This window comes from Citrobacter sp. Cpo015 (genome assembly GCF_030333035.1).
GTDB lineage: Bacteria > Pseudomonadota > Gammaproteobacteria > Enterobacterales > Enterobacteriaceae > Citrobacter > Citrobacter portucalensis.
On record NZ_JAOWGS010000035.1, the window covers coordinates 206,788 to 227,498 of the forward strand.

General features: G+C 49.7%; 20 protein-coding genes, 1 rRNA gene, 1 pseudogene and 1 other annotated feature. Of the genes and pseudogenes, 14 read left to right on the forward strand and 8 right to left on the reverse strand.

The genetic code is table 11. The annotated features are described in order from the left end of the window. The first annotated feature begins 120 nt into the window (after positions 1-120). The 8 genes and pseudogenes from ffh (at position 121) to OGY67_RS15060 (ending at position 5,858) form a co-directional block, all read left to right on the forward strand. Positions 121-1,482, forward strand: coding sequence for a signal recognition particle protein (ffh, locus tag OGY67_RS15030; protein ID WP_003031226.1), 1,362 nt, complete (start codon positions 121-123; stop codon positions 1,480-1,482). A gap of 249 nt (positions 1,483-1,731) precedes the next feature. Continuing rightward, the gene (gene rpsP, locus OGY67_RS15035) at positions 1,732-1,980 is read left to right on the forward strand and encodes a 30S ribosomal protein S16 (RefSeq protein ID WP_286574109.1); all 249 of its coding nucleotides are present in this window, start codon (positions 1,732-1,734) and stop codon (positions 1,978-1,980) included. Positions 1,981-1,998: 18 nt separating this feature from the next. Further along, entirely contained in the window at positions 1,999-2,547 is a 549-nt protein-coding gene (rimM, locus tag OGY67_RS15040; protein ID WP_003031230.1) for a ribosome maturation factor RimM, read from the forward strand. Between the two features lie 44 nt (positions 2,548-2,591). Then, on the forward strand, positions 2,592-3,359 hold the full coding sequence (gene trmD, locus OGY67_RS15045; protein ID WP_003031232.1) for a tRNA (guanosine(37)-N1)-methyltransferase TrmD: 768 nt from the start codon (positions 2,592-2,594) through the stop codon (positions 3,357-3,359). 39 nt (positions 3,360-3,398) lie between these two features. Continuing rightward, complete coding sequence (gene rplS, locus OGY67_RS15050) at positions 3,399-3,746, forward strand: 50S ribosomal protein L19 (RefSeq protein WP_002914145.1); 348 nt, start codon at positions 3,399-3,401, stop codon at positions 3,744-3,746. A 516-nt stretch (positions 3,747-4,262) separates the two neighbouring features. Then, positions 4,263-4,439 carry a YdcA family protein gene (locus OGY67_RS23810; protein WP_459208802.1) on the forward strand — a complete coding sequence of 59 codons (177 nt, stop codon included), beginning with the start codon at positions 4,263-4,265 and terminating at the stop codon, positions 4,437-4,439. 18 nt (positions 4,440-4,457) lie between these two features. Further along, positions 4,458-4,814, forward strand: a pseudogene (locus OGY67_RS15055) (tyrosine-type recombinase/integrase); the annotation flags it as partial. A 51-nt stretch (positions 4,815-4,865) separates the two neighbouring features. Further along, on the forward strand, positions 4,866-5,858 hold the full coding sequence (locus OGY67_RS15060) for a GTP pyrophosphokinase (protein ID WP_080685931.1): 993 nt from the start codon (positions 4,866-4,868) through the stop codon (positions 5,856-5,858). Between the two features lie 276 nt (positions 5,859-6,134). On the opposite strand, the gene OGY67_RS15065 is transcribed toward OGY67_RS15060, so the two are convergent. The 4 genes from OGY67_RS15065 to OGY67_RS15080 all read right to left on the reverse strand — a co-directional run bounded on the left by OGY67_RS15065 (position 6,135) and on the right by OGY67_RS15080 (position 8,900). Further along, a complete protein-coding gene (locus tag OGY67_RS15065) occupies positions 6,135-6,617 on the reverse strand; it encodes an OmpA family protein (protein WP_032944605.1) in 483 nt (160 codons plus the stop codon). A gap of 12 nt (positions 6,618-6,629) precedes the next feature. Beyond that, positions 6,630-7,856: a diguanylate cyclase DgcN/YfiN gene (gene dgcN / locus OGY67_RS15070; protein WP_003826449.1), complete on the reverse strand. Its 1,227-nt coding sequence runs from the start codon at positions 7,854-7,856 to the stop codon at positions 6,630-6,632. After that, entirely contained in the window at positions 7,849-8,367 is a 519-nt protein-coding gene (gene yfiR / locus OGY67_RS15075; RefSeq protein WP_003826451.1) for a regulatory sequestration protein YfiR, read from the reverse strand. Before yfiR ends, dgcN begins: the two co-directional genes overlap by 8 nt. A 158-nt stretch (positions 8,368-8,525) precedes the next feature. Beyond that, positions 8,526-8,900: a DUF2799 domain-containing protein gene (locus OGY67_RS15080; protein ID WP_008785516.1), complete on the reverse strand. Its 375-nt coding sequence runs from the start codon at positions 8,898-8,900 to the stop codon at positions 8,526-8,528. 215 nt (positions 8,901-9,115) lie between these two features. On the opposite strand from OGY67_RS15080, the gene aroF reads away from it, so the two are divergent. Continuing rightward, on the forward strand, positions 9,116-10,186 hold the full coding sequence (gene aroF, locus OGY67_RS15085; protein WP_008785515.1) for a 3-deoxy-7-phosphoheptulonate synthase AroF: 1,071 nt from the start codon (positions 9,116-9,118) through the stop codon (positions 10,184-10,186). Between the two features lie 10 nt (positions 10,187-10,196). Beyond that, positions 10,197-11,318: a bifunctional chorismate mutase/prephenate dehydrogenase gene (gene tyrA / locus OGY67_RS15090; RefSeq protein WP_003826456.1), complete on the forward strand. Its 1,122-nt coding sequence runs from the start codon at positions 10,197-10,199 to the stop codon at positions 11,316-11,318. 96 nt (positions 11,319-11,414) lie between these two features. Here tyrA and pheA read toward each other — a convergent pair whose 3' ends face one another. The 4 genes from pheA to bamD all read right to left on the reverse strand — a co-directional run bounded on the left by pheA (position 11,415) and on the right by bamD (position 14,171). Continuing rightward, positions 11,415-12,575, reverse strand: coding sequence for a bifunctional chorismate mutase/prephenate dehydratase (gene pheA, locus OGY67_RS15095; RefSeq protein ID WP_003826458.1), 1,161 nt, complete (start codon positions 12,573-12,575; stop codon positions 11,415-11,417). Between the two features lie 22 nt (positions 12,576-12,597). Then, positions 12,598-12,723: a sequence feature (Phe leader region), on the reverse strand. Continuing rightward, positions 12,675-12,722: a pheA operon leader peptide PheL gene (gene pheL / locus OGY67_RS15100; protein WP_100250063.1), complete on the reverse strand. Its 48-nt coding sequence runs from the start codon at positions 12,720-12,722 to the stop codon at positions 12,675-12,677. It overlaps the preceding feature by 48 nt. A 102-nt stretch (positions 12,724-12,825) precedes the next feature. Beyond that, positions 12,826-13,164 (reverse strand): ribosome-associated translation inhibitor RaiA, encoded by a 339-nt coding sequence (gene raiA / locus OGY67_RS15105; RefSeq protein WP_003031244.1) that lies wholly within the window; start codon positions 13,162-13,164, stop codon positions 12,826-12,828. Positions 13,165-13,433: 269 nt separating this feature from the next. Continuing rightward, positions 13,434-14,171 carry an outer membrane protein assembly factor BamD gene (bamD, locus tag OGY67_RS15110; protein WP_003826460.1) on the reverse strand — a complete coding sequence of 246 codons (738 nt, stop codon included), beginning with the start codon at positions 14,169-14,171 and terminating at the stop codon, positions 13,434-13,436. A gap of 131 nt (positions 14,172-14,302) precedes the next feature. On the opposite strand from bamD, the gene rluD reads away from it, so the two are divergent. The 4 genes from rluD to OGY67_RS15130 all read left to right on the forward strand — a co-directional run bounded on the left by rluD (position 14,303) and on the right by OGY67_RS15130 (position 20,699). Continuing rightward, the gene (rluD, locus tag OGY67_RS15115) at positions 14,303-15,283 is read left to right on the forward strand and encodes a 23S rRNA pseudouridine(1911/1915/1917) synthase RluD (RefSeq protein ID WP_003826464.1); all 981 of its coding nucleotides are present in this window, start codon (positions 14,303-14,305) and stop codon (positions 15,281-15,283) included. After that, positions 15,280-16,011, forward strand: a complete 732-nt coding sequence (gene yfiH, locus OGY67_RS15120; RefSeq protein WP_286574110.1) for a purine nucleoside phosphorylase YfiH — start codon at positions 15,280-15,282, stop codon at positions 16,009-16,011. Before rluD ends, yfiH begins: the two co-directional genes overlap by 4 nt. Before the next feature lie 129 nt (positions 16,012-16,140). Further along, positions 16,141-18,714: an ATP-dependent chaperone ClpB gene (clpB, locus tag OGY67_RS15125; protein WP_020996274.1), complete on the forward strand. Its 2,574-nt coding sequence runs from the start codon at positions 16,141-16,143 to the stop codon at positions 18,712-18,714. 443 nt (positions 18,715-19,157) lie between these two features. Beyond that, positions 19,158-20,699, forward strand: a 16S ribosomal RNA gene (locus OGY67_RS15130). The last annotated feature ends 12 nt before the right edge of the window (positions 20,700-20,711 follow it).

Sequence of the window (20,711 nt, forward strand, 5' to 3'; positions counted from 1 at the left end):
TTACGTGACCGCTGCTCCAACCGTTGCATAACAACAAAGGCGGCTTCATGTTATACTGCGACAAATTTCTGTTGATGTGTCGCTGTCGCGACCGACCGTTTCCATCCCAGGCGAGAGACAATGTTTGATAATTTAACCGATCGTTTGTCGCGCACGCTGCGCAATATCAGTGGCCGTGGACGCCTTACTGAAGACAACGTTAAAGAGACGCTGCGCGAAGTGCGCATGGCGCTGCTGGAGGCTGACGTAGCGCTGCCGGTAGTGCGTGAGTTTATCAATCGCGTAAAAGAGAAAGCGGTTGGTCATGAAGTTAACAAAAGCCTGACGCCGGGTCAGGAGTTCGTCAAGATTGTCCGTAACGAACTGGTTGCGGCAATGGGCGAAGAAAACCAGACCCTGAATCTGGCTGCACAGCCGCCAGCCGTGGTGCTGATGGCGGGCCTGCAGGGTGCGGGTAAAACGACCAGCGTCGGTAAGCTGGGTAAATTCCTGCGCGAGAAGCACAAGAAGAAAGTGCTGGTGGTCTCTGCGGACGTTTATCGCCCGGCGGCGATCAAACAGCTGGAAACGCTGGCCGAGCAGGTCGGTGTCGACTTCTTCCCGTCGGATGTCGGCCAGAAGCCGGTCGATATCGTTAACGCCGCGCTGAAAGAAGCCAAACTCAAATTCTACGACGTGCTGCTGGTGGATACCGCCGGTCGTCTGCACGTTGACGAAGCGATGATGGACGAAATCAAACAGGTCCACGCTTCTATCAAGCCGGTAGAAACGCTGTTTGTGGTCGACGCCATGACCGGTCAGGATGCCGCAAATACCGCAAAAGCCTTTAACGAAGCGCTGCCGTTAACCGGCGTAGTGCTGACAAAAGTTGATGGTGATGCCCGTGGCGGTGCGGCGCTCTCTATTCGTCATATTACCGGTAAGCCGATTAAATTCCTCGGCGTCGGCGAGAAAACCGAAGCACTGGAGCCGTTCCATCCGGATCGTATTGCTTCGCGCATTCTCGGCATGGGTGACGTGCTGTCGCTGATCGAAGATATCGAAAGCAAGGTTGACCGCGCACAGGCAGAAAAATTAGCCAGCAAGCTGAAAAAAGGCGATGGCTTCGATCTCAACGATTTCCTTGAACAGCTTAACCAGATGAAAAACATGGGCGGTATGGCAAGCCTGATGGGCAAGCTGCCGGGCATGGGTCAGATCCCTGACAATGTGAAATCGCAGATGGACGATAAAGTGCTGGTGCGTATGGAAGCCATCATCAACTCGATGACGATGAAAGAACGCGCTAAGCCGGAAATTATCAAAGGTTCCCGCAAACGCCGTATCGCTGCCGGTTGCGGTATGCAGGTACAAGACGTAAACCGCCTTCTGAAACAGTTCGACGACATGCAGCGCATGATGAAGAAAATGAAGAAGGGCGGAATGGCGAAGATGATGCGTGGTATGAAGGGGATGATGCCCCCAGGATTCCCTGGCCGCTAATCGGCCTGGCTTGTTTGCCATTTCGGCACCGGGGTGTGCTCGCCATCCTCACGTACTGCGTGTACGCTCCGGTGGCTGCGCGCACGCCGGCACCGAACTGACGGCACCGCCAACGGCCTTTTATAGCAGAGTTATCAACTGCTGATTGCATTTTCCCCAGAAATCAGTAAAATTTTCGGGCTTTTAATATGACACCCGGGCTCCGTTCCTCGATGGGGCCTGGGTGTTTTATTCACACAAGAGGATGTTATGGTTACTATTCGTTTAGCTCGTCACGGCGCTAAAAAGCGTCCGTTCTACCAGGTTGTTGTTACCGACAGCCGTAATGCACGCAACGGTCGCTTCATCGAGCGCGTTGGCTTCTTTAACCCAATCGCTAGCGAAAAAGAAGAAGGCACTCGCCTGGATCTGGATCGCATCGCTCACTGGGTTGGCCAGGGCGCGACTATTTCTGATCGCGTAGCTACGCTGATCAAAGTAGCAAACAAAGCAGCTTAATCTGTCACGGTGGTCATGATGAGCAAGCAACTCGCCGCACAGGCTCCTGTGGAACCCATCGTTTTGGGGAAAATGGGGTCTTCTTACGGTATCCGTGGTTGGCTCAGAGTGTTTTCTTCCACTGAAGACGCCGAAAGCATTTTTGACTATCAGCCCTGGTTTATCCAGAAGGCGGGTCAGTGGCAGCAAGTACAGCTGGAAAGCTGGAAGCACCACAATCAGGATCTGATCATCAAGCTGAAAGGCGTTGACGATCGTGATTCGGCGAATCTACTGACTAATTGCGAAATTGTCGTGGATTCCTCGCAGTTGCCAGCGCTGGAAGATGGTTCCTACTACTGGAAAGACCTTATGGGCTGCCAGGTAGTGACTACTGAAGGCTACGATCTCGGTAAAGTCGTCGATATGATGGAAACCGGTTCGAATGACGTCATCGTCATCAAGGCAAACCTGAAAGATGCGTTTGGTATCAAGGAACGTCTTGTGCCGTTCCTCGATGGGCAGGTTATCAAGAAAGTCGATCTCGCTACTCGTACTATCGAAGTAGATTGGGATCCTGGTTTTTAAACCACCGGATAAACGGTAAAAGTCGGCGTTATGGGGATTGGCTTGTGTTTATAGGTATCGTTAGCCTGTTTCCAGAAATGTTCCGCGCAATTACCGATTACGGGGTAACTGGCCGGGCAGTAAAAAATGGCCTGCTGAACATCCAGAGTTGGAGTCCTCGTGACTTTACTCATGACCGGCACCGTACCGTGGACGATCGTCCTTACGGCGGCGGACCGGGGATGTTAATGATGGTGCAACCTTTACGGGACGCCATTCATGCAGCAAAAGCTGCGGCTGGTGAAGGCGCAAAGGTGATTTATCTGTCACCTCAGGGACGCAAGCTTGATCAAGCGGGCGTCAGCGAACTGGCCACGAATCAAAAGCTGATTCTGGTATGTGGTCGCTATGAAGGAATAGATGAGCGCGTGATTCAAACCGAAATTGACGAAGAATGGTCAATCGGCGATTACGTACTCAGCGGTGGTGAGTTACCGGCAATGACGCTGATCGACTCCGTGTCCCGGTTTATTCCGGGAGTTCTGGGTCATGAGGCTTCGGCAATCGAAGATTCGTTTGCTGATGGGTTGCTGGATTGCCCGCACTATACCCGACCTGAAGTGTTAGAGCAGATGGAAGTACCGGCGGTGTTACTGTCGGGGAACCACGCTGAGATACGTCGCTGGCGTTTGAAGCAGTCGCTGGGCCGGACCTGGCTTAGAAGACCTGAACTTCTGGAAAACCTGGCTCTGACTGAAGAGCAAGCAAGGTTGCTGGCGGAGTTCAAAAAGGAACACGCACAACAGCAACATAAACATGATGGGCAGGCGTAAGCCCCCAATATCAGTTTACCCAGGATAAGAGATTAAATTATGAGCAACATTATTAAGCAACTTGAACAAGAACAGATGAAGCAGGACGTACCTTCCTTCCGTCCGGGTGATACCGTGGAAGTGAAAGTATGGGTTGTTGAAGGTTCCAAAAAACGTCTGCAGGCATTCGAGGGCGTGGTTATCGCTATTCGTAACCGCGGTCTGCACTCTGCATTCACTGTTCGTAAAATTTCCAACGGCGAAGGCGTTGAGCGTGTCTTCCAGACTCACTCTCCGGTAGTTGACAGCATTGCTGTTAAACGTCGTGGTGCTGTTCGTAAAGCTAAACTGTACTACCTGCGTGAGCGCACTGGTAAGTCTGCTCGTATCAAAGAGCGTCTTAACTAAGATTCGCGCAAGCGACATCCTGTTAGAAAAGGGCTGGCCGAAAGGCTGGCCCTTTTTTTATTGATGCTGCCCATAATATGTCGAAATATTGTGGGGTGTGGTTAATAAATAAATTATCCGATATTTTGGCGGGAACTGAAGTTCAGAAAGCATTGTTTATTGTTGTTACGGTTGTAATGGTGGATGCAGTGCGGTTGATTACATGTTGATGGTGATTATAATAAAAATAATTATATTGATATGGTTGCATCGCCTTGTTTTTACGACATATTAGAAACGGATCACAAACGGTAAACATTGTTTTGATAGTATGTGGTCTGTAATTGCGAAACCCAATGCATCTATATTTACCAAGATTATTGTTTGGGTGATTATGCTGGGTTTGGTTCTGTAACTGGCTAGTGCTCGATAAGGATTTTAGTACCTAACTGGTGCTAAAGCGTGCGAGGAATGTCAGGCAGCAACAATAAAAATCATGAGTAATATTTGATGTTCTCTATTTAAAGGATAATACTAATGAAAGTATGCTTTTCTTTTCTAATAATAGTACTGCTCTCAATTTCATCTTCTACTGTATCTGCAAAAAATTACCCATGTTCTAAATCTAAAGGTGGAGTATCGCATTGCACCGCTGACGGAAAATTTGTTTGTAATGATGGTAGTATTAGTCGCTCTAAGAAAAAGTGTTCTTAAAAGTATCGTCTCGTGAGGCGTACTAGATGGGGTGAAGCCAAACGTCTGATTCGTTCACATCTTTTACCCCACAAGCTGACCTTCACGAAAACTAAAGGTAAGAAGAATCGCACGGTGCTGATCCCTCGGTGGCTGTATGACGAGCTAGCTCCTTTGCAGGGAATAATGTTTCATCCTTGCTATCAAGAGTTCAAGAAAATGCTCTCACTGACCGATATTGTGTTGGCTGAAGGGCAGAAGATGCATGTTTTACGTCACACGTTTGCAAGCCACTTTATGATGAATGGTGGCAATATCTTTGTATTACAGAGAATATTTGGTCACTTGTACATACGAGAAACTATGCGTTATGCGCACTTTGTTCCTAGCCATTAGGAAGAGGCAGTAATTTATAATCCCATAGCCAAACTATAATTTAGAGGTGAGATGATGAATAATTATTTAGATGAATATAGGCGTAAGATTCCTTTATATAATGAATTGATGGATCAAACTCAACGCACTCTTCATAAGATTTTAGAGGAGGAGGGGGTTGCCCTATTTTCCATCGATGGACGCGTTAAAACTACCGAGTCATTAGAATCTAAGGTGTCAAGGAAAACTTACGTTAACCCTGTGAATGATATTGAAGATTTATGCGGGGTTAGAGTGATTTGTTATTATGAGTCGGACTTGAATAACATTGAAGCTGTTATAAAACGAGAATATGATGTAATTTCTGAGTCTGACAAGCAGAAGGAAATGGACGTAGATAGATTTGGATACTCCTCTAGACACTTTATAGTTAAAGTCAAGGATGAGTGGTTAGGTGTTCCCAGTTATCGTGGTTTGGGCGGTCTTAAGGTTGAGATCCAAGTTAGGACGATGCTTATGCATGCTTGGGCAGCAATTAGTCATAAATTGCTCTATAAGCAGGAGGATGATGCTCCTAGAGAAATAAAAAGAAATTTAAGCAAACTTAGTGCATTAATTGAACTTGCAGATGAAAGGTTTGATTCTATTAGAAAAGAAAAGTTGAACTATAAGGAGAGGTTTGATGAATTAAATAACGCTAATTTTGTTAATGAAATGTTAAATTCTGACAGCCTTGTTGCCTTGGTAGAGAAGTACTCACCTGGCCGTGAACTAAATGAAGTACATTTGCCTGAGGTATTAAATGAAATTCGAAAATATGATAGTACCGTCTCTGATTTCGAATTGAGAATTAAAAAATGTTTGCCATTCATAGACGCTATGGAGTTAGAAGAAACAGATTTTGTTGAGCCGGGAGAACTACCGTTATGGGGGATAGTAGGTTTTTGCCGAACGATACTGGATTTAACATGTGAAGATTACTTCAATCAGCGTTGGGGAGAGGATTCATACACTGAGGCTCTTGAAATTACGGAACGTTACCGAGCCATGGTGAGTGAGACGTAGTAAAATTATTTTTTCTGTATTTGTCCATCAAATGTCCACACAGCATGTTTTTGACCGCATTTGGCTGCACCAGAGATAGGTATAACAAACTAATTATAATAAAAATGTATGTTTACCAATGAATCAGGTAAAGCGTCTTAACTAAGATTCGCGCAAGCGACATCCTGTTAGAAAAGGGCTGGCCGAAAGGCTGGCCCTTTTTTTATCCAGACGTTTACTCTTTTGTTCTTTATGGCAATGGAAGGACTGCGCGGTGCGCAGCCAGTTGGGGGACGATTATGGTGTCGTGATCACGACCGCCACGCGGCGGTTTTCAGCGCGACCTTTTGATGTCTGGTTGCTGGCAATGGGATATTTCTTCCCGAGTCCTTGAGTAGTCAGGTTGCTGCGGGGAATATTAGCGCCCTGCGCCCAGGCATCGGCAACGACATTAGCGCGTTTGAGTGACAGAGCTTCATTGTAGCTGTCTTCGCCGTAGTTATCAGTATGACCATCCAGGCGAGCATGATTAAGCCCGGTAGCTGCCAGTTTGGATGCCATTTCCTTGATCTGTTTTTCACTTTCAGGTCGGAGTTTATAGTCATTTTTGTCAAACAGGATAGTGTCAGACAGGCCGAGAGACCAGTCTCCTGATGCTTCAGTAAATCCGTATGATTTCATGGCTGCAATTTGCTCTGGGGTAAATTTTCCCTGAGGTGCCTGACAGCCAGCCAGAATCAGTAAAAGCAGAAGAAACGGGGATAATAAACGTTTTAGCATGTGTGTAATTCCTTATTTTTTAATAATGCGTTCAGAACGCAAATGTTTAGCCTGATACATATTTTGATCGGCAAGTTCTTGTAATTTTTCGGCAGAGGCATGTTCCCACGTCAGCGCAAACCCAATGCTGAGCGTCATGCTTGCCAGATGACCATTATGCAGGTCAAAAGGTCGGTTAAACTCTTGTGACAGTGCCGCGCAGATCCGCTGAACCTCATATTCAGAATGAACGCTGTACAGCACCATGGCGAACTCATCGCCGCCAAGTCTGTATGGGTAATGGCGACTCCCCCCAAACTCGGATAACCTTTTTGCGACTTCAATCAGGACCCGATCCCCCGCTGCGTGGCCCCAGGTATCATTAATAAATTTAAAATTGTCGCCATCAAGGAATAACAATGCCGAGCTGCTGTGGGCGGCATCATCATTCATTAAGGCATTAATGCTGCTGCGAAATGCGGCGCGATTTGCCAGACCCGTCAGAGGATCATGTAGTGCAGTACGCAACAGCTGAGCGTTTTTTGCCTGCAGTTTAAGTTGCCACTCCTCCATCTCGTCCAGCAGACTATTAAAGTCCAGGGCAAAGAGATGAAACTCTTCAATGCGTTCCTCTGATACGCGCCGTGAAAAGTTACGGTTGGTACGAACATCATGTACCACCTCGGTAATGTTTTGCAGTGCATCCACAACGCCATTGTGTAAATAGCGAGTGAGCATTAATGCAATACCGGATGCCAACAGAATGCACCCGGTAAGGACGGCCAGCGACAAATAGATGAAATGACTGATAACGCTATCGCGTGCAGTCAATCGTACTTCGCCGATGACGTTGCCATTATGCAAAATCGGCTGAGTGACCGGTTGTGGGAACAGCCAGTGGCTGATCATCCCGCTGATCTTTTCAGTCGTATCCTGCGCGTTATAGCGCCAGGTGGCGATCACCTTCTGGTTTTTATTACGAACTTCTGCAACGGAAAATTGCCCCTGCTGACCCAGTGCCGCCAGCGTTTCAGTTGCTGCAACACTATCAGAAAAGACTAATGCAGCTTCGAGCGTACGGGTCATGGTAGCGGCAGTCAGATCCAGATTCTTTTGCGCATACTGTCTTAATGCCAGCACGGAAGAAATGCTGAGCAGCAGCCAGATCAGCATCATGGTTACCAGAACGCTGATTATGCTGATACGCCGTAATGTTCGCTTAAACGTCGGGCGTGCTATGGGAGAATGGCCCTTATCCATGCTTATTATTCCGTGCAAGCATCAATACGTCTGGACTGACCCTTACGCCGCTGCGTGAAAGGGAATCCATATTTACGGAAAATCTCACATCTTCGTCTTTAATTATGAGGCAAAAGGCGCTGCCAATAACGCATTCGGGGTTCTGTTCAGCAATTAATAACAATGCCTTAGTCGGATATTTATTCTTTAATTCCACCTGATAAGTAGGGGATTCTTTTCCAAAATAAAAACCGTCACACTGCGAAACTAATATTTCTTGTTCCGTACGGATGATGACGGGAAGATAGGGTAATGCGCCTGCACTGGTATCTTTCAGGACACTGGAAAAACGCGATGAAGAGAAAATACACAGTTTTGGGGGCCCGGAAAGTGCAGGCCAGCGTGTATAACTGACGATGCCGGAAACCATAGCGCGTACCGATTTTGCTTCTTCCGTAACGCTTTGGGCATACAGCGGTAATCCGGTCAGGAGCAGTGCCAGTAGAAGTATGAGTCGGTAAGAATAGCTCATGAATAGTTACCTACCAGCGTTTGCTGTAAAACGTCGAAATACATTCAAGATTGTTTGCAACAAAATAACATTATTTTCCTAAGCCGTCATTATTCCTGGAATAATGCTATTGGTGATTTAAGTTAAATCTTAATGGTTTATAAAATATAAACCATTGTTTAATTTAACCTTATCGAGGCAGCACCCTCGTTTGCCCCTTGCTGCCAGGCGCTGTGTAACTGGTCAACATTTTCGACAGTATCGCAACTGGGCGGAAAAGTTTTCCCGGTCAGGCCTCTGGCATAAACAAAATCCTGCTGGCAGGTTTTACGTTGTCCCTCGGCGTAACCCTTAAGGTATTCCGTACGATCGACGTCGGGGTCATTGTAGTTGTCGGCAAGCGTTTCATTATCTTTAACGGCATAACCCGAAATGGCATCTTGTATCCCGGCGTCGTACCAGTCGGTACCAGTCCAGGTAGGGGCATGGGTGTAGGGGTCTATCTGACATCCGCTAAGAAGTAATAGAAACAAGATGCTGATGAGTTGCTTCATTGCCTGTGCTCCTTCGTTTTTTTAAGCATAGTGGATCTGAAAATTCGGTGGTGTAAATTTAAATGTACATTTGCAAGGGCTGTTTTTGCCTTTAAATAACATCATGTAAATTAAAATTTACGGATTGTGGATTGAAATCTTTACCTGTTGTGATATCGTTATTTCCTCCTCGCTGAGGATCAACTATCGCAAACGAGCTAAACAGGATCACCATCATGCAAAAAGACGCGCTGAACAACGTACATATTACCGACGAACAGGTTCTGATGACTCCGGAGCAGCTGAAAGCTGAATTTCCGCTGAGCCATGAGCAAGAGGCGCAAATCGCCCAGTCGCGTAAAACCATCTCAGATATTATCTCCGGTCGCGATCCGCGCCTGCTGGTCGTATGTGGCCCATGCTCCATTCACGATCCTGAAATGGCGATTGAGTATGCTCGTCGATTTAAAGCCCTTGCCGCAGAGGTCAGCGATAGCCTCTACCTGGTGATGCGCGTCTATTTTGAAAAACCCCGTACCACTGTCGGCTGGAAAGGGTTAATTAACGATCCTCATATGGATGGCTCTTTTGATGTTGAAGCAGGTCTGAAAATTGCGCGTCAGCTGCTGCTTGAACTGGTAAATATGGGACTGCCGCTGGCAACTGAAGCGCTGGATCCAAATAGCCCGCAATACCTGGGCGATCTGTTTAGCTGGTCCGCAATCGGTGCCCGTACTACGGAATCGCAGACTCACCGTGAAATGGCTTCCGGTCTTTCGATGCCGGTTGGCTTTAAGAATGGTACCGACGGTAGCCTGGCGACCGCCATTAACGCCATGCGTGCGGCTGCGCAGTCGCACCGCTTTGTCGGTATTAACCAGGCCGGGCAGGTTGCACTGCTGCAAACACAGGGGAATCCGGACGGTCACGTGATCTTGCGCGGGGGTAAAGCGCCGAACTACAGCCCGGCAGATGTCGCCCAGTGCGAAAAAGAGATGGAGCAGGCGGGACTACGACCTTCTCTGATGGTAGATTGCAGTCATGGTAATTCCAATAAAGATTACCGCCGTCAGCCTGCCGTGGCTGAATCCGTGATTGCACAAATCAAAGATGGCAATCGCTCGATCATTGGCTTGATGATTGAAAGTAATATTCACGAAGGCAACCAGTCTTCCGAACAGCCGCGCAGCGAAATGAAATACGGCGTATCCGTAACTGACGCCTGCATTAGCTGGGAAATGACGGATGCGCTGCTGCGTGAAATTAGCCAGGATTTAAACGGCCAGCTGTCGGCGCGTGTAGCATAAGAGGTTGGTTATGGTTGCTGAATTGACCGCATTACGCGATCAAATTGATGAAGTCGACAAGGCACTGCTGGATTTACTGGCACGCCGCCTGGAGCTGGTTGCCGAAGTTGGTGAAGTAAAAAGCCGCTTTGGGCTGCCGATCTACGTGCCGGAACGGGAAGCCTCTATGCTGGCCTCTCGTCGCGCGGAAGCGGAAGCCCTTGGCGTGCCGCCGGACCTGATTGAAGATGTGCTACGCCGCGTTATGCGTGAGTCCTACTCCAGTGAGAACGACAAAGGGTTTAAAACGCTTTGTCCTTCTCTGCGGCCGGTGGTGATTGTCGGCGGCGGCGGTCAGATGGGGCGTCTGTTCGAAAAAATGCTCACCCTGTCAGGTTACCAGGTGCGGATCCTGGAACAGCAGGACTGGGATCGCGCGCCGGAGATCGTCTCTGATGCCGGCATGGTGATCGTCAGCGTGCCGATCCACGTCACCGAGCAGGTGATCGCCAAACTACCTCGTCTGCCGTCTGACTGCATCCTGGTGGATCTGGCTTCGGTGAAAAATGGTCCTTTGCAGGCGATGCTGGCTGCACATGATGGCCCGGTGGTGGGGTTACACCCAATGTTTGGTCCGGATAGCGGCAGTCTGGCCAAACAGGTCGTCGTTTGGTGTGACGGACGTCAGCCGGAAGCTTATCAGTGGTTTCTGGAACAAATTCAGGTATGGGGTGCGCGACTGCATCGGATCAGCGCCGTTGAACATGACCAGAACATGGCGTTTATTCAGGCACTGCGTCACTTTGCGACCTTTGCTTACGGTCTGCATTTAGCGGAAGAGAACGTTCAACTGGAGCAGCTGCTGGCGCTCTCTTCGCCGATTTACCGCCTTGAACTGGCGATGGTTGGCCGTCTGTTTGCCCAGGATCCGCAGCTCTATGCTGATATTATTATGTCGTCTGAGAGCAACCTTGCGCTGATTAAACGCTACTACCAACGTTTTGGCGAGGCAATAGGTTTGCTGGAGCAGGGCGATAAGCAAGCGTTTATCGACAGCTTCCGTAAGGTGGAGCACTGGTTTGGCGATTATGCGAAACGCTTCCAGAGTGAAAGCCGTACTTTGTTACGCCAGGCGAATGACAGCCGTCCTTAATTAAGATGCCGGATGGCGGGTTTGCCTTATCCGGCCTTCAAAAATCGTATGAACCGTAGGCCGGATAAGCGTAGCGCCATCCGGCATTGCCAAACGTTAGCTCGGATCGACTGGCACCACGTTCTCACTTGGATAGCATCCCAGTACTTTCATCGAACGCGTAATCTCACCCAGCTCTTTCAATGCTTTTTGCATCTGGGGCGATTCCAGGTTGGCCTGGATATCAAGATAAAACATCTCTTCCCACGGATTGCCGTGAATCGGGCGTGACTCCAGTTTAGTCATAATCAGATTATGGTTACGCAGCACCAGCAGCGCCTCAACCAGCGCACCGGCTTGTTGCCCCGTCGCCATCAACAGGGTTGTTTTTGCCGGAACCTGATCGGAAACATTAATTGCTTTGCGTGCCAGCACCACGAAGCGGGTGATGTTTTGCGACTGGTTAGCCTCAATATGCTCGAGAACCTGTAATCCATACAGTACGCCTCCGGCTTCGCTCCCCAGGGCCGCCACGCGCGGTGAGTTAGCCTGCGCAACTTTTTCCATCGCCGCAGAGGTGCTTTCAGTGTACTCAATCTTCCAGTGCGGGTAGCGATTCAGGAATTTGCTGCACTGCTGGAACGGCTGCGGATGGCTATATACCGTTTCAATAGTCTCAAGATCCGTCGTGCCAGACACCAGTACACAGTGGTCTATCGTAATGGTCATCTCGCCAACGATAGACAGGCTGGTGTGCTGCAGCAGGTCGTAAACGTCGTTAATCCCACCGGAGCTGGTGTTTTCAATCGGTACCACAGCATAGTCAGCCTGTCCGGTTTCGACCTGATTAAAGATATCGGCAAATTTTGCGCAGCCGCTTTCAATAAATTGTTCAAAATGGCGGGCAGCGTACTGACGTGCGGCGAGATGGGAATATGACCCTTTTGGCCCAAGGAAGGCCACGCGCGCGGAGTGTGGGTTAATTTTGTTCAGGTGCTGCTGGAGCAGTGCCTGTTGAGTCAGGACGGAGTCTTCGATTATGAGCTGGAACAGGCGAGTAATGTAGTGAGCGTCAAGATGATGTGCTTTGCCAAGCTGAATGAGTCGGTCCAAAAGGTCACGTTCACGATCGATATCACGAACCGGACGATGCGAAAGCAGTTTGGCTTTACCAACTTCTACGGCCAGTCCACGTCGCTCAGCCAGCAGGGCCAGTAATTTTTCATCCAGCGTGCTGATCTTATCGCGCAGCGCCAGCAATGGGTTTTCCGATGTCATAGTGTTGCCTTTCTTGTTATCAATAAAAAAGGCCTCCCGTTGTGGGAGGCCTTATTGTTCGTCTTCGCATTCTTTATCACACGACGAAACGCCTCCCATTCAGGGGAAGGTAAAAAAGAATGCGAAGAAGAACGGGACAAGTTTCATGTAATTTTCCTTTGGCTACGTCAGTAAAGTACCCGTACTGTTTTCACCCTGTCAACAAAAAACGCGCCCGAAGGCGCGTTGGCGATACACTCAATGTAAGGGACTACTCTTCTTCTGCTTCGACGAAGTTGGCGTCTTTGACTGAAGTTGTTGCACGACGGGCTTCGCCTTTGTGCTGCACTTTATTGAGCTGCCGTTCCAGCTTGTTGATCAAATCGTTAATTGCGGTGTACATATCCTCGTGTTTTGCGCTGGCGACCAGATGTCCGTTCGGTGTATTGATGGTGGCATCAGCAATGAACCCCTGTGGCTCCTTAGACAGAATGATATGTGGATTAATCAGATGAGTTTGCCATTTTTCTAGTTTGGCGAGACGGTCTGCGACATGCTGGCGAATTGCCGGAGTAATTTCCATTTGTTTACTGGTAATGTTCATTGTCATAAATTTTACCTCTTGTCTTTCCCGTCTTGGTGATTCCAGCATACCGTTCCTAATGTCAAAATGTGTGATCCGAATCACATTATTTTGTCGCTTTTTGTCAAGAAAACCTTTTTGTGAGGCACCGCAGGAACAGGCGATTTTTTACTTGAGGAATAACTGAAAGCAGGCCATATTTGATGAGATGCGTCGGAGCTAAACCGCTTCAGTTGTGGCGTTAACGGATAAAAAAACGGCAGCCCTTGGGCTGCCGTTTTGCATTCTGAGGCAAATCAGGTATTGCTGCTGTTGGCGGCAATGATTTTCGCGACTTTTTCTGCCTGCGCATTCATCTGCATCTGACGATAAGCGTTTTCCATCAACGGCAGGGCATTACGTGTTGCCTGGGTATCCGGGTAGTCGCGCAGCATGCCTTCCACACGGTTTACCACGGCAACCCATGCGCCGCGGGCAGTGTAGTATTCTGCAACGGAGTATTCATACTTCGCCAGGCGGTCTTTCAGGAACACCAGACGTTTGGTGGCGTCAGTGGTGTACTGGCTATTCGGATACCCACGCACCAGTTTGGAAAAGTCATTAAACGCAGCTCGGGCATGTTGCGGATCGCGATCGCTACGATCAACACCAAAGAATCCTTGCAGTGCGCTATCATCCAACGCCATATTGGTCAGGCCACGCATATACATGACATAATCAATGTTAGGGTGTGTCGGGTTAAGACGGATAAAACGATCGATGGCAGCCTGAGCAAGTGGCAGATCGGCGTTTTTGTAGTAGGCGTAGATGAGATCTAATTGCACCTGCTGAGAATACGGTCCAAATGGATAACGGTTATCCAACGCTTCCAATTGCGTTATTGCCTGTTTCCAGTTACCGTCCTGCAGCTTTTGCTGAGCAGTCGCGTAGATTTCATTTGGCGGATTATCGGGCACCTCTTCCTTTGAACCAGAGCAACCCGCCAAAAACAGGCTCAACGTGGCTGCTGCCACCAGATATTTCATGCGCGTCATGACGTTTTGACTTTCCTCAAAATGTAATACGGGAGATTCTCTGTTCCTGCTCCCGGTTAAGACCAGCTACAATAGCACACTATATTAAACGGCAAAGCCGTAAAACCCAACGTTAAACGAAGAAGCAGTTTATGGCACAACGAGTAGAACTCACCGCAACAGTCTCCGAAAATCAGCTCGGTCAACGCTTAGATCAGGCTTTGGCCGAATTGTTCCCTGATTATTCGCGATCGCGCATAAAAGAATGGATCCTCGACCAGCGCGTACTGGTAAATGACCAACTTTGCGATAAACCGAAAGAAAAAGTGTTGGGTGGAGAGCGTGTCTCCATCAATGCAGAAATTGATGAAGAGGTTCGTTTTGAACCTCAGGATATCCCACTGGATATCGTTTATGAAGATGACGACATTCTTGTCATCAACAAACCCCGTGACCTTGTAGTGCATCCGGGCGCCGGGAATCCTGATGGTACGGTATTGAATGCGTTACTGCATTACTACCCGCCAATCGCGGATGTTCCTCGTGCAGGTATCGTGCACCGTCTGGATAAAGACACGACCGGATTAATGGTGGTGGCAAAAACGGTTCCGGCGCAAACACGTTTGGTGGAGTCGTTGCAGCTGCGTGAAATTACCCGTGAGTACGAAGCAGTGGCTATTGGTCACATGACTGCTGGCGGAACCGTTGAGGAACCGATTAGCCGTCACCCGACCAAGCGTACGCACATGGCGGTACACCCAATGGGGAAACCGGCGGTAACGCACTATCGCATTATGGAACACTTCCGTGTGCACACGCGTCTGCGGTTGCGTCTGGAAACCGGACGTACGCACCAGATCCGCGTGCACATGGCACATATCACTCATCCGCTGGTGGGCGATCAGGTTTACGGCGGTCGTCCACGTCCACCGAAAGGCGCTTCTGACGAATTTATCTCCGTACTGCGTAAGTTCGACCGTCAAGCGCTGCACGCGACCATGCTGCGTTTGTATCACCCGATTTCCGGTATCGAAATGGAATGGCATGCGCCGATCCCACAAGATATGGTGCAGTTGATTGAAGTGATGCGCGCTGATTTCGAAGAACATAAGGATGATATTGCCTGGCTATGAGTAAGCTAATTGTCCCGCAGTGGCGGATACCGCAAGGTGTCGCGGCGTGTAGTTCTACCCGTATTGGCGGAGTTAGTATGCCGCCTTACGATTCGCTGAATCTGGGCGCCCATTGCGGCGATAACCCGGAACATGTTGAAGAGAACCGCAAACGACTGTTTGCTGCGGGCAATCTGCCGTCAAAGCCAGTCTGGCTGGAGCAGGTCCACGGTAAGGATGTCCTGAAACTGACCGGCGAGCCTTACGCCTGCAAACGCGCAGATGCATCGTACAGCAACACGCCGGGTACCGTGTGTGCGGTGATGACCGCTGATTGTTTGCCGGTGTTGTTTTGCAACCGTGCCGGAACCGAAGTTGCTGCGGCCCATGCGGGTTGGCGCGGATTATGCGCCGGCGTGCTGGAAGAGACGGTGGCGTGTTTTGCCGACAAACCTGAAAACATTATTGCCTGGCTAGGCCCGGCGATAGGTCCAAACGCGTTTGAAGTTGGACCAGAAGTCCGCGAGGCGTTCATGACGAAAGATCCGCAAGCGGACCTCGCATTTGTACCGCGTGGCGACAAGTATCTGGCGGATATCTACCAGCTTGCGCGCCAGCGTCTGTCCAGTGTCGGGGTAGAGAACATCCACGGCGGCGACCGTTGCACCTTCAGCGAAAGTGAGACGTTCTTCTCTTATCGTCGCGACAATACCACGGGTCGTATGGCAAGTTTTATTTGGCTGATATAACCTAAAGAATCAAGACGATCCGGTACGTGTAATTTTCTTTTCACATAATTCAGGTCATTCACCTTGAATAATTGAGGGATGACCTCATTTAATCTCCAGTAGCAATTTTGACCTGTTATGGGAGGAGTTATGCGTCTGGATCGTCTTACTAATAAATTCCAGCTTGCTCTTGCCGATGCCCAGTCACTCGCATTGGGGCACGACAATCAATTCATCGAACCACTTCATCTAATGAGCGCCTTGCTGAATCAGGAAGGGGGATCGGTACGTCCTTTATTAACATCTGCTGGCATTAATGCTGGCCAGTTACGTACAGCCATTGACCAGGCGTTGAGCCGTTTGCCACAGGTAGAAGGTACCGGTGGCGATGTGCAGCCTTCTCAGGAACTGGTGCGTGTACTGAATCTTTGCGACAAGCTGGCGCAAAAACGTGGGGACAACTTTATTTCGTCAGAACTGTTCGTTCTGGCGGCGCTTGAGTCACGCGGTACGCTGACCGACTTATTAAAATCAGCAGGCGCGACGACCGCCAATATCACTCAGGCAATTGAACAAATGCGTGGAGGTGAAAGCGTGAATGACCAGGGGGCTGAAGACCAACGTCAGGCCTTGAAAAAATATACCGTCGATCTGACCGAACGTGCCGAACAGGGCAAACTCGATCCGGTCATCGGCCGTGATGAAGAAATTCGCCGTACCATTCAGGTGCTGCAACGTCGTACTAAAAATAACCCGGTGTTAATCGGTGAACCCGGTGTCGGTAAAACCGCCATCGTTGAAGGGCTGGCCCAACGCATCATCAATGGTGAAGTGCCGGAAGGCTTAAAAGGCCGTCGTGTACTGGCGCTGGATATGGGCGCGCTGGTTGCTGGGGCCAAATATCGTGGTGAGTTCGAAGAACGTTTAAAAGGTGTGCTGAACGATCTCTCGAAACAGGAAGGCAACGTCATTCTGTTTATCGACGAATTGCATACCATGGTTGGGGCGGGTAAAGCCGATGGCGCAATGGACGCCGGGAACATGCTGAAACCAGCACTGGCTCGCGGGGAACTGCACTGCGTAGGCGCAACAACGCTTGATGAGTATCGCCAGTACATCGAAAAAGATGCGGCGCTGGAACGTCGTTTCCAGAAAGTGTTTGTGGCTGAACCTTCAGTGGAAGACACCATCGCAATCTTGCGTGGCCTGAAAGAACGTTATGAACTGCACCATCATGTGCAGATTACTGACCCGGCGATTGTTGCGGCTGCTACGCTGTCTCATCGATATATTGCCGATCGTCAGTTGCCGGATAAAGCTATCGACCTTATTGACGAAGCGGCATCCAGCATTCGTATGCAGATTGACTCCAAGCCGGAGGAACTCGACAGACTCGATCGCCGTATTATCCAGCTCAAACTGGAACAGCAGGCATTAATGAAAGAGTCTGATGAGGCAAGTAAAAAACGTCTCGATATGCTCAACGAAGAGCTGGACGACAAAGAACGCCAGTATTCTGAGTTAGAGGAAGAGTGGAAAGCTGAAAAAGCTTCCCTCTCGGGAACGCAAACTATCAAGGCTGAGCTGGAGCAGGCAAAAATCGCCATCGAACAGGCGCGCCGCGTTGGCGACCTGGCGCGGATGTCTGAACTGCAGTACGGCAAAATTCCTGAACTGGAAAAACAACTGGAAGCAGCCACCCAGTCTGAAGGCAAAACCATGCGTCTGCTGCGTAATAAAGTTACGGATGCAGAAATTGCTGAGGTGCTGGCGCGCTGGACCGGGATCCCAGTTGCTCGCATGCTGGAAGGCGAACGAGAAAAACTGTTGCGTATGGAGCAGGAGCTGCACAGCCGCGTGATTGGTCAGAACGAAGCGGTGGAAGCCGTTTCTAACGCCATCCGTCGTAGCCGTGCGGGCTTGTCCGATCCGAATCGTCCGATTGGTTCATTCCTGTTCCTTGGTCCAACCGGTGTCGGTAAAACCGAACTGTGCAAAGCGCTGGCAAACTTTATGTTCGACAGTGACGATGCAATGGTGCGTATCGATATGTCCGAGTTTATGGAGAAACACTCGGTGTCTCGTCTGGTTGGGGCACCTCCGGGATATGTCGGTTATGAAGAGGGGGGTTACCTGACGGAAGCAGTACGTCGTCGTCCTTACTCTGTCATCTTGTTGGATGAAGTGGAGAAAGCACACCCGGATGTGTTCAACATTCTGCTGCAGGTGCTTGACGATGGTCGTTTGACTGACGGACAGGGGAGAACGGTCGACTTCCGTAATACGGTTGTCATCATGACCTCGAACCTGGGGTCCGATCTGATCCAGGAACGCTTCGGCGAGTTGGATTACGGTCACATGAAAGATATGGTGCTGGGCGTCGTGAGCCACAACTTCCGCCCGGAATTCATCAACCGTATAGATGAGGTTGTTGTATTCCATCCGCTGGGTGAGCAGCACATTGCTTCTATTGCTCAGATCCAGTTGCAGCGTCTGTACAAACGTCTGGAAGAGCGTGGCTATGAAATCCATATTTCTGACGAGGCGCTTAAACTGCTGAGCGCGAATGGTTACGATCCGGTGTATGGCGCGCGTCCATTGAAACGTGCTATCCAGCAGCAGATCGAAAACCCGCTGGCGCAGCAAATTCTGTCTGGTGAACTGATTCCGGGCAAAACGATTCGTCTGGAAGTGAATGACGATCGCATAGTGGCAGTGCAGTAAGTCACAAAACAACAATAAACGGGCCCTGCGGGGCTCGTTTTTGTTTAAAATCCAGGCAGAAATGGATGTGTTGATTGAAAAGTAATCGCTTGATAAGTTTTTTATATTTTTAACTTGTCAGCCTGAAATAACTCCCTATAATGCGCCTCCACTGACACGGAACAACGGATTACAAGCCGCCGGGTCAGCGGGGTTCCACTGAGAACTCCGGCGAAGAAAGCGAAATTAAATGCTTGACTTCGTAGCGGGATGGCGTAATATGCACACCCCGCGCCGCTGAGAAAAAGCGAAGCGGCACTGCTCTTTAACAATTTATCAGACAATCTGTGTGGGCACTCGAAGATACGGATTCTTAACGTCGCAAGACGAAAAATGAATACCAAGTCTCAACGAGTGAACACGTAATTCATTACGAAGTTTAATTCATTGAGCATCAAACTTTTAAATTGAAGAGTTTGATCATGGCTCAGATTGAACGCTGGCGGCAGGCCTAACACATGCAAGTCGAACGGTAGCACAGAGGAGCTTGCTCCTTGGGTGACGAGTGGCGGACGGGTGAGTAATGTCTGGGAAACTGCCCGATGGAGGGGGATAACTACTGGAAACGGTAGCTAATACCGCATAACGTCGCAAGACCAAAGAGGGGGACCTTCGGGCCTCTTGCCATCGGATGTGCCCAGATGGGATTAGCTAGTAGGTGGGGTAACGGCTCACCTAGGCGACGATCCCTAGCTGGTCTGAGAGGATGACCAGCCACACTGGAACTGAGACACGGTCCAGACTCCTACGGGAGGCAGCAGTGGGGAATATTGCACAATGGGCGCAAGCCTGATGCAGCCATGCCGCGTGTATGAAGAAGGCCTTCGGGTTGTAAAGTACTTTCAGCGAGGAGGAAGGCGTTGTGGTTAATAACCGCAGCGATTGACGTTACTCGCAGAAGAAGCACCGGCTAACTCCGTGCCAGCAGCCGCGGTAATACGGAGGGTGCAAGCGTTAATCGGAATTACTGGGCGTAAAGCGCACGCAGGCGGTCTGTCAAGTCGGATGTGAAATCCCCGGGCTCAACCTGGGAACTGCATCCGAAACTGGCAGGCTAGAGTCTTGTAGAGGGGGGTAGAATTCCAGGTGTAGCGGTGAAATGCGTAGAGATCTGGAGGAATACCGGTGGCGAAGGCGGCCCCCTGGACAAAGACTGACGCTCAGGTGCGAAAGCGTGGGGAGCAAACAGGATTAGATACCCTGGTAGTCCACGCCGTAAACGATGTCGACTTGGAGGTTGTGCCCTTGAGGCGTGGCTTCCGGAGCTAACGCGTTAAGTCGACCGCCTGGGGAGTACGGCCGCAAGGTTAAAACTCAAATGAATTGACGGGGGCCCGCACAAGCGGTGGAGCATGTGGTTTAATTCGATGCAACGCGAAGAACCTTACCTACTCTTGACATCCAGAGAACTTAGCAGAGATGCTTCGGTGCCTTCGGGAACTCTGAGACAGGTGCTGCATGGCTGTCGTCAGCTCGTGTTGTGAAATGTTGGGTTAAGTCCCGCAACGAGCGCAACCCTTATCCTTTGTTGCCAGCGGTTCGGCCGGGAACTCAAAGGAGACTGCCAGTGATAAACTGGAGGAAGGTGGGGATGACGTCAAGTCATCATGGCCCTTACGAGTAGGGCTACACACGTGCTACAATGGCATATACAAAGAGAAGCGACCTCGCGAGAGCAAGCGGACCTCATAAAGTATGTCGTAGTCCGGATTGGAGTCTGCAACTCGACTCCATGAAGTCGGAATCGCTAGTAATCGTGGATCAGAATGCCACGGTGAATACGTTCCCGGGCCTTGTACACACCGCCCGTCACACCATGGGAGTGGGTTGCAAAAGAAGTAGGTAGCTTAACCTTCGGGAGGGCGCTTACCACTTTGTGATTCATGACTGGGGTGAAGTCGTAACAAGGTAACCGTAGGGGAACCTGCGGTTGGATCACCTCCTTACCTTAAAGAACC

Coding starts and splice junctions, on each gene's coding strand:
- ffh (WP_003031226.1), top strand. CDS start 121: ATGTTTGATAATTTAACCGATCGTTTGTCGCGCACGCTGCGCAATATC.
- rpsP (WP_286574109.1), top strand. CDS start 1,732: ATGGTTACTATTCGTTTAGCTCGTCACGGCGCTAAAAAGCGTCCGTTC.
- rimM (WP_003031230.1), top strand. CDS start 1,999: ATGAGCAAGCAACTCGCCGCACAGGCTCCTGTGGAACCCATCGTTTTG.
- rplS (WP_002914145.1), top strand. CDS start 3,399: ATGAGCAACATTATTAAGCAACTTGAACAAGAACAGATGAAGCAGGAC.
- OGY67_RS23810 (WP_459208802.1), top strand. CDS start 4,263: ATGAAAGTATGCTTTTCTTTTCTAATAATAGTACTGCTCTCAATTTCA.
- OGY67_RS15060 (WP_080685931.1), top strand. CDS start 4,866: ATGATGAATAATTATTTAGATGAATATAGGCGTAAGATTCCTTTATAT.
- OGY67_RS15065 (WP_032944605.1), bottom strand. CDS start 6,617: ATGCTAAAACGTTTATTATCCCCGTTTCTTCTGCTTTTACTGATTCTG.
- dgcN (WP_003826449.1), bottom strand. CDS start 7,856: ATGGATAAGGGCCATTCTCCCATAGCACGCCCGACGTTTAAGCGAACA.
- yfiR (WP_003826451.1), bottom strand. CDS start 8,367: ATGAGCTATTCTTACCGACTCATACTTCTACTGGCACTGCTCCTGACC.
- OGY67_RS15080 (WP_008785516.1), bottom strand. CDS start 8,900: ATGAAGCAACTCATCAGCATCTTGTTTCTATTACTTCTTAGCGGATGT.
- aroF (WP_008785515.1), top strand. CDS start 9,116: ATGCAAAAAGACGCGCTGAACAACGTACATATTACCGACGAACAGGTT.
- tyrA (WP_003826456.1), top strand. CDS start 10,197: ATGGTTGCTGAATTGACCGCATTACGCGATCAAATTGATGAAGTCGAC.
- pheA (WP_003826458.1), bottom strand. CDS start 12,575: ATGACATCGGAAAACCCATTGCTGGCGCTGCGCGATAAGATCAGCACG.
- raiA (WP_003031244.1), bottom strand. CDS start 13,164: ATGACAATGAACATTACCAGTAAACAAATGGAAATTACTCCGGCAATT.
- bamD (WP_003826460.1), bottom strand. CDS start 14,171: ATGACGCGCATGAAATATCTGGTGGCAGCAGCCACGTTGAGCCTGTTT.
- rluD (WP_003826464.1), top strand. CDS start 14,303: ATGGCACAACGAGTAGAACTCACCGCAACAGTCTCCGAAAATCAGCTC.
- yfiH (WP_286574110.1), top strand. CDS start 15,280: ATGAGTAAGCTAATTGTCCCGCAGTGGCGGATACCGCAAGGTGTCGCG.
- clpB (WP_020996274.1), top strand. CDS start 16,141: ATGCGTCTGGATCGTCTTACTAATAAATTCCAGCTTGCTCTTGCCGAT.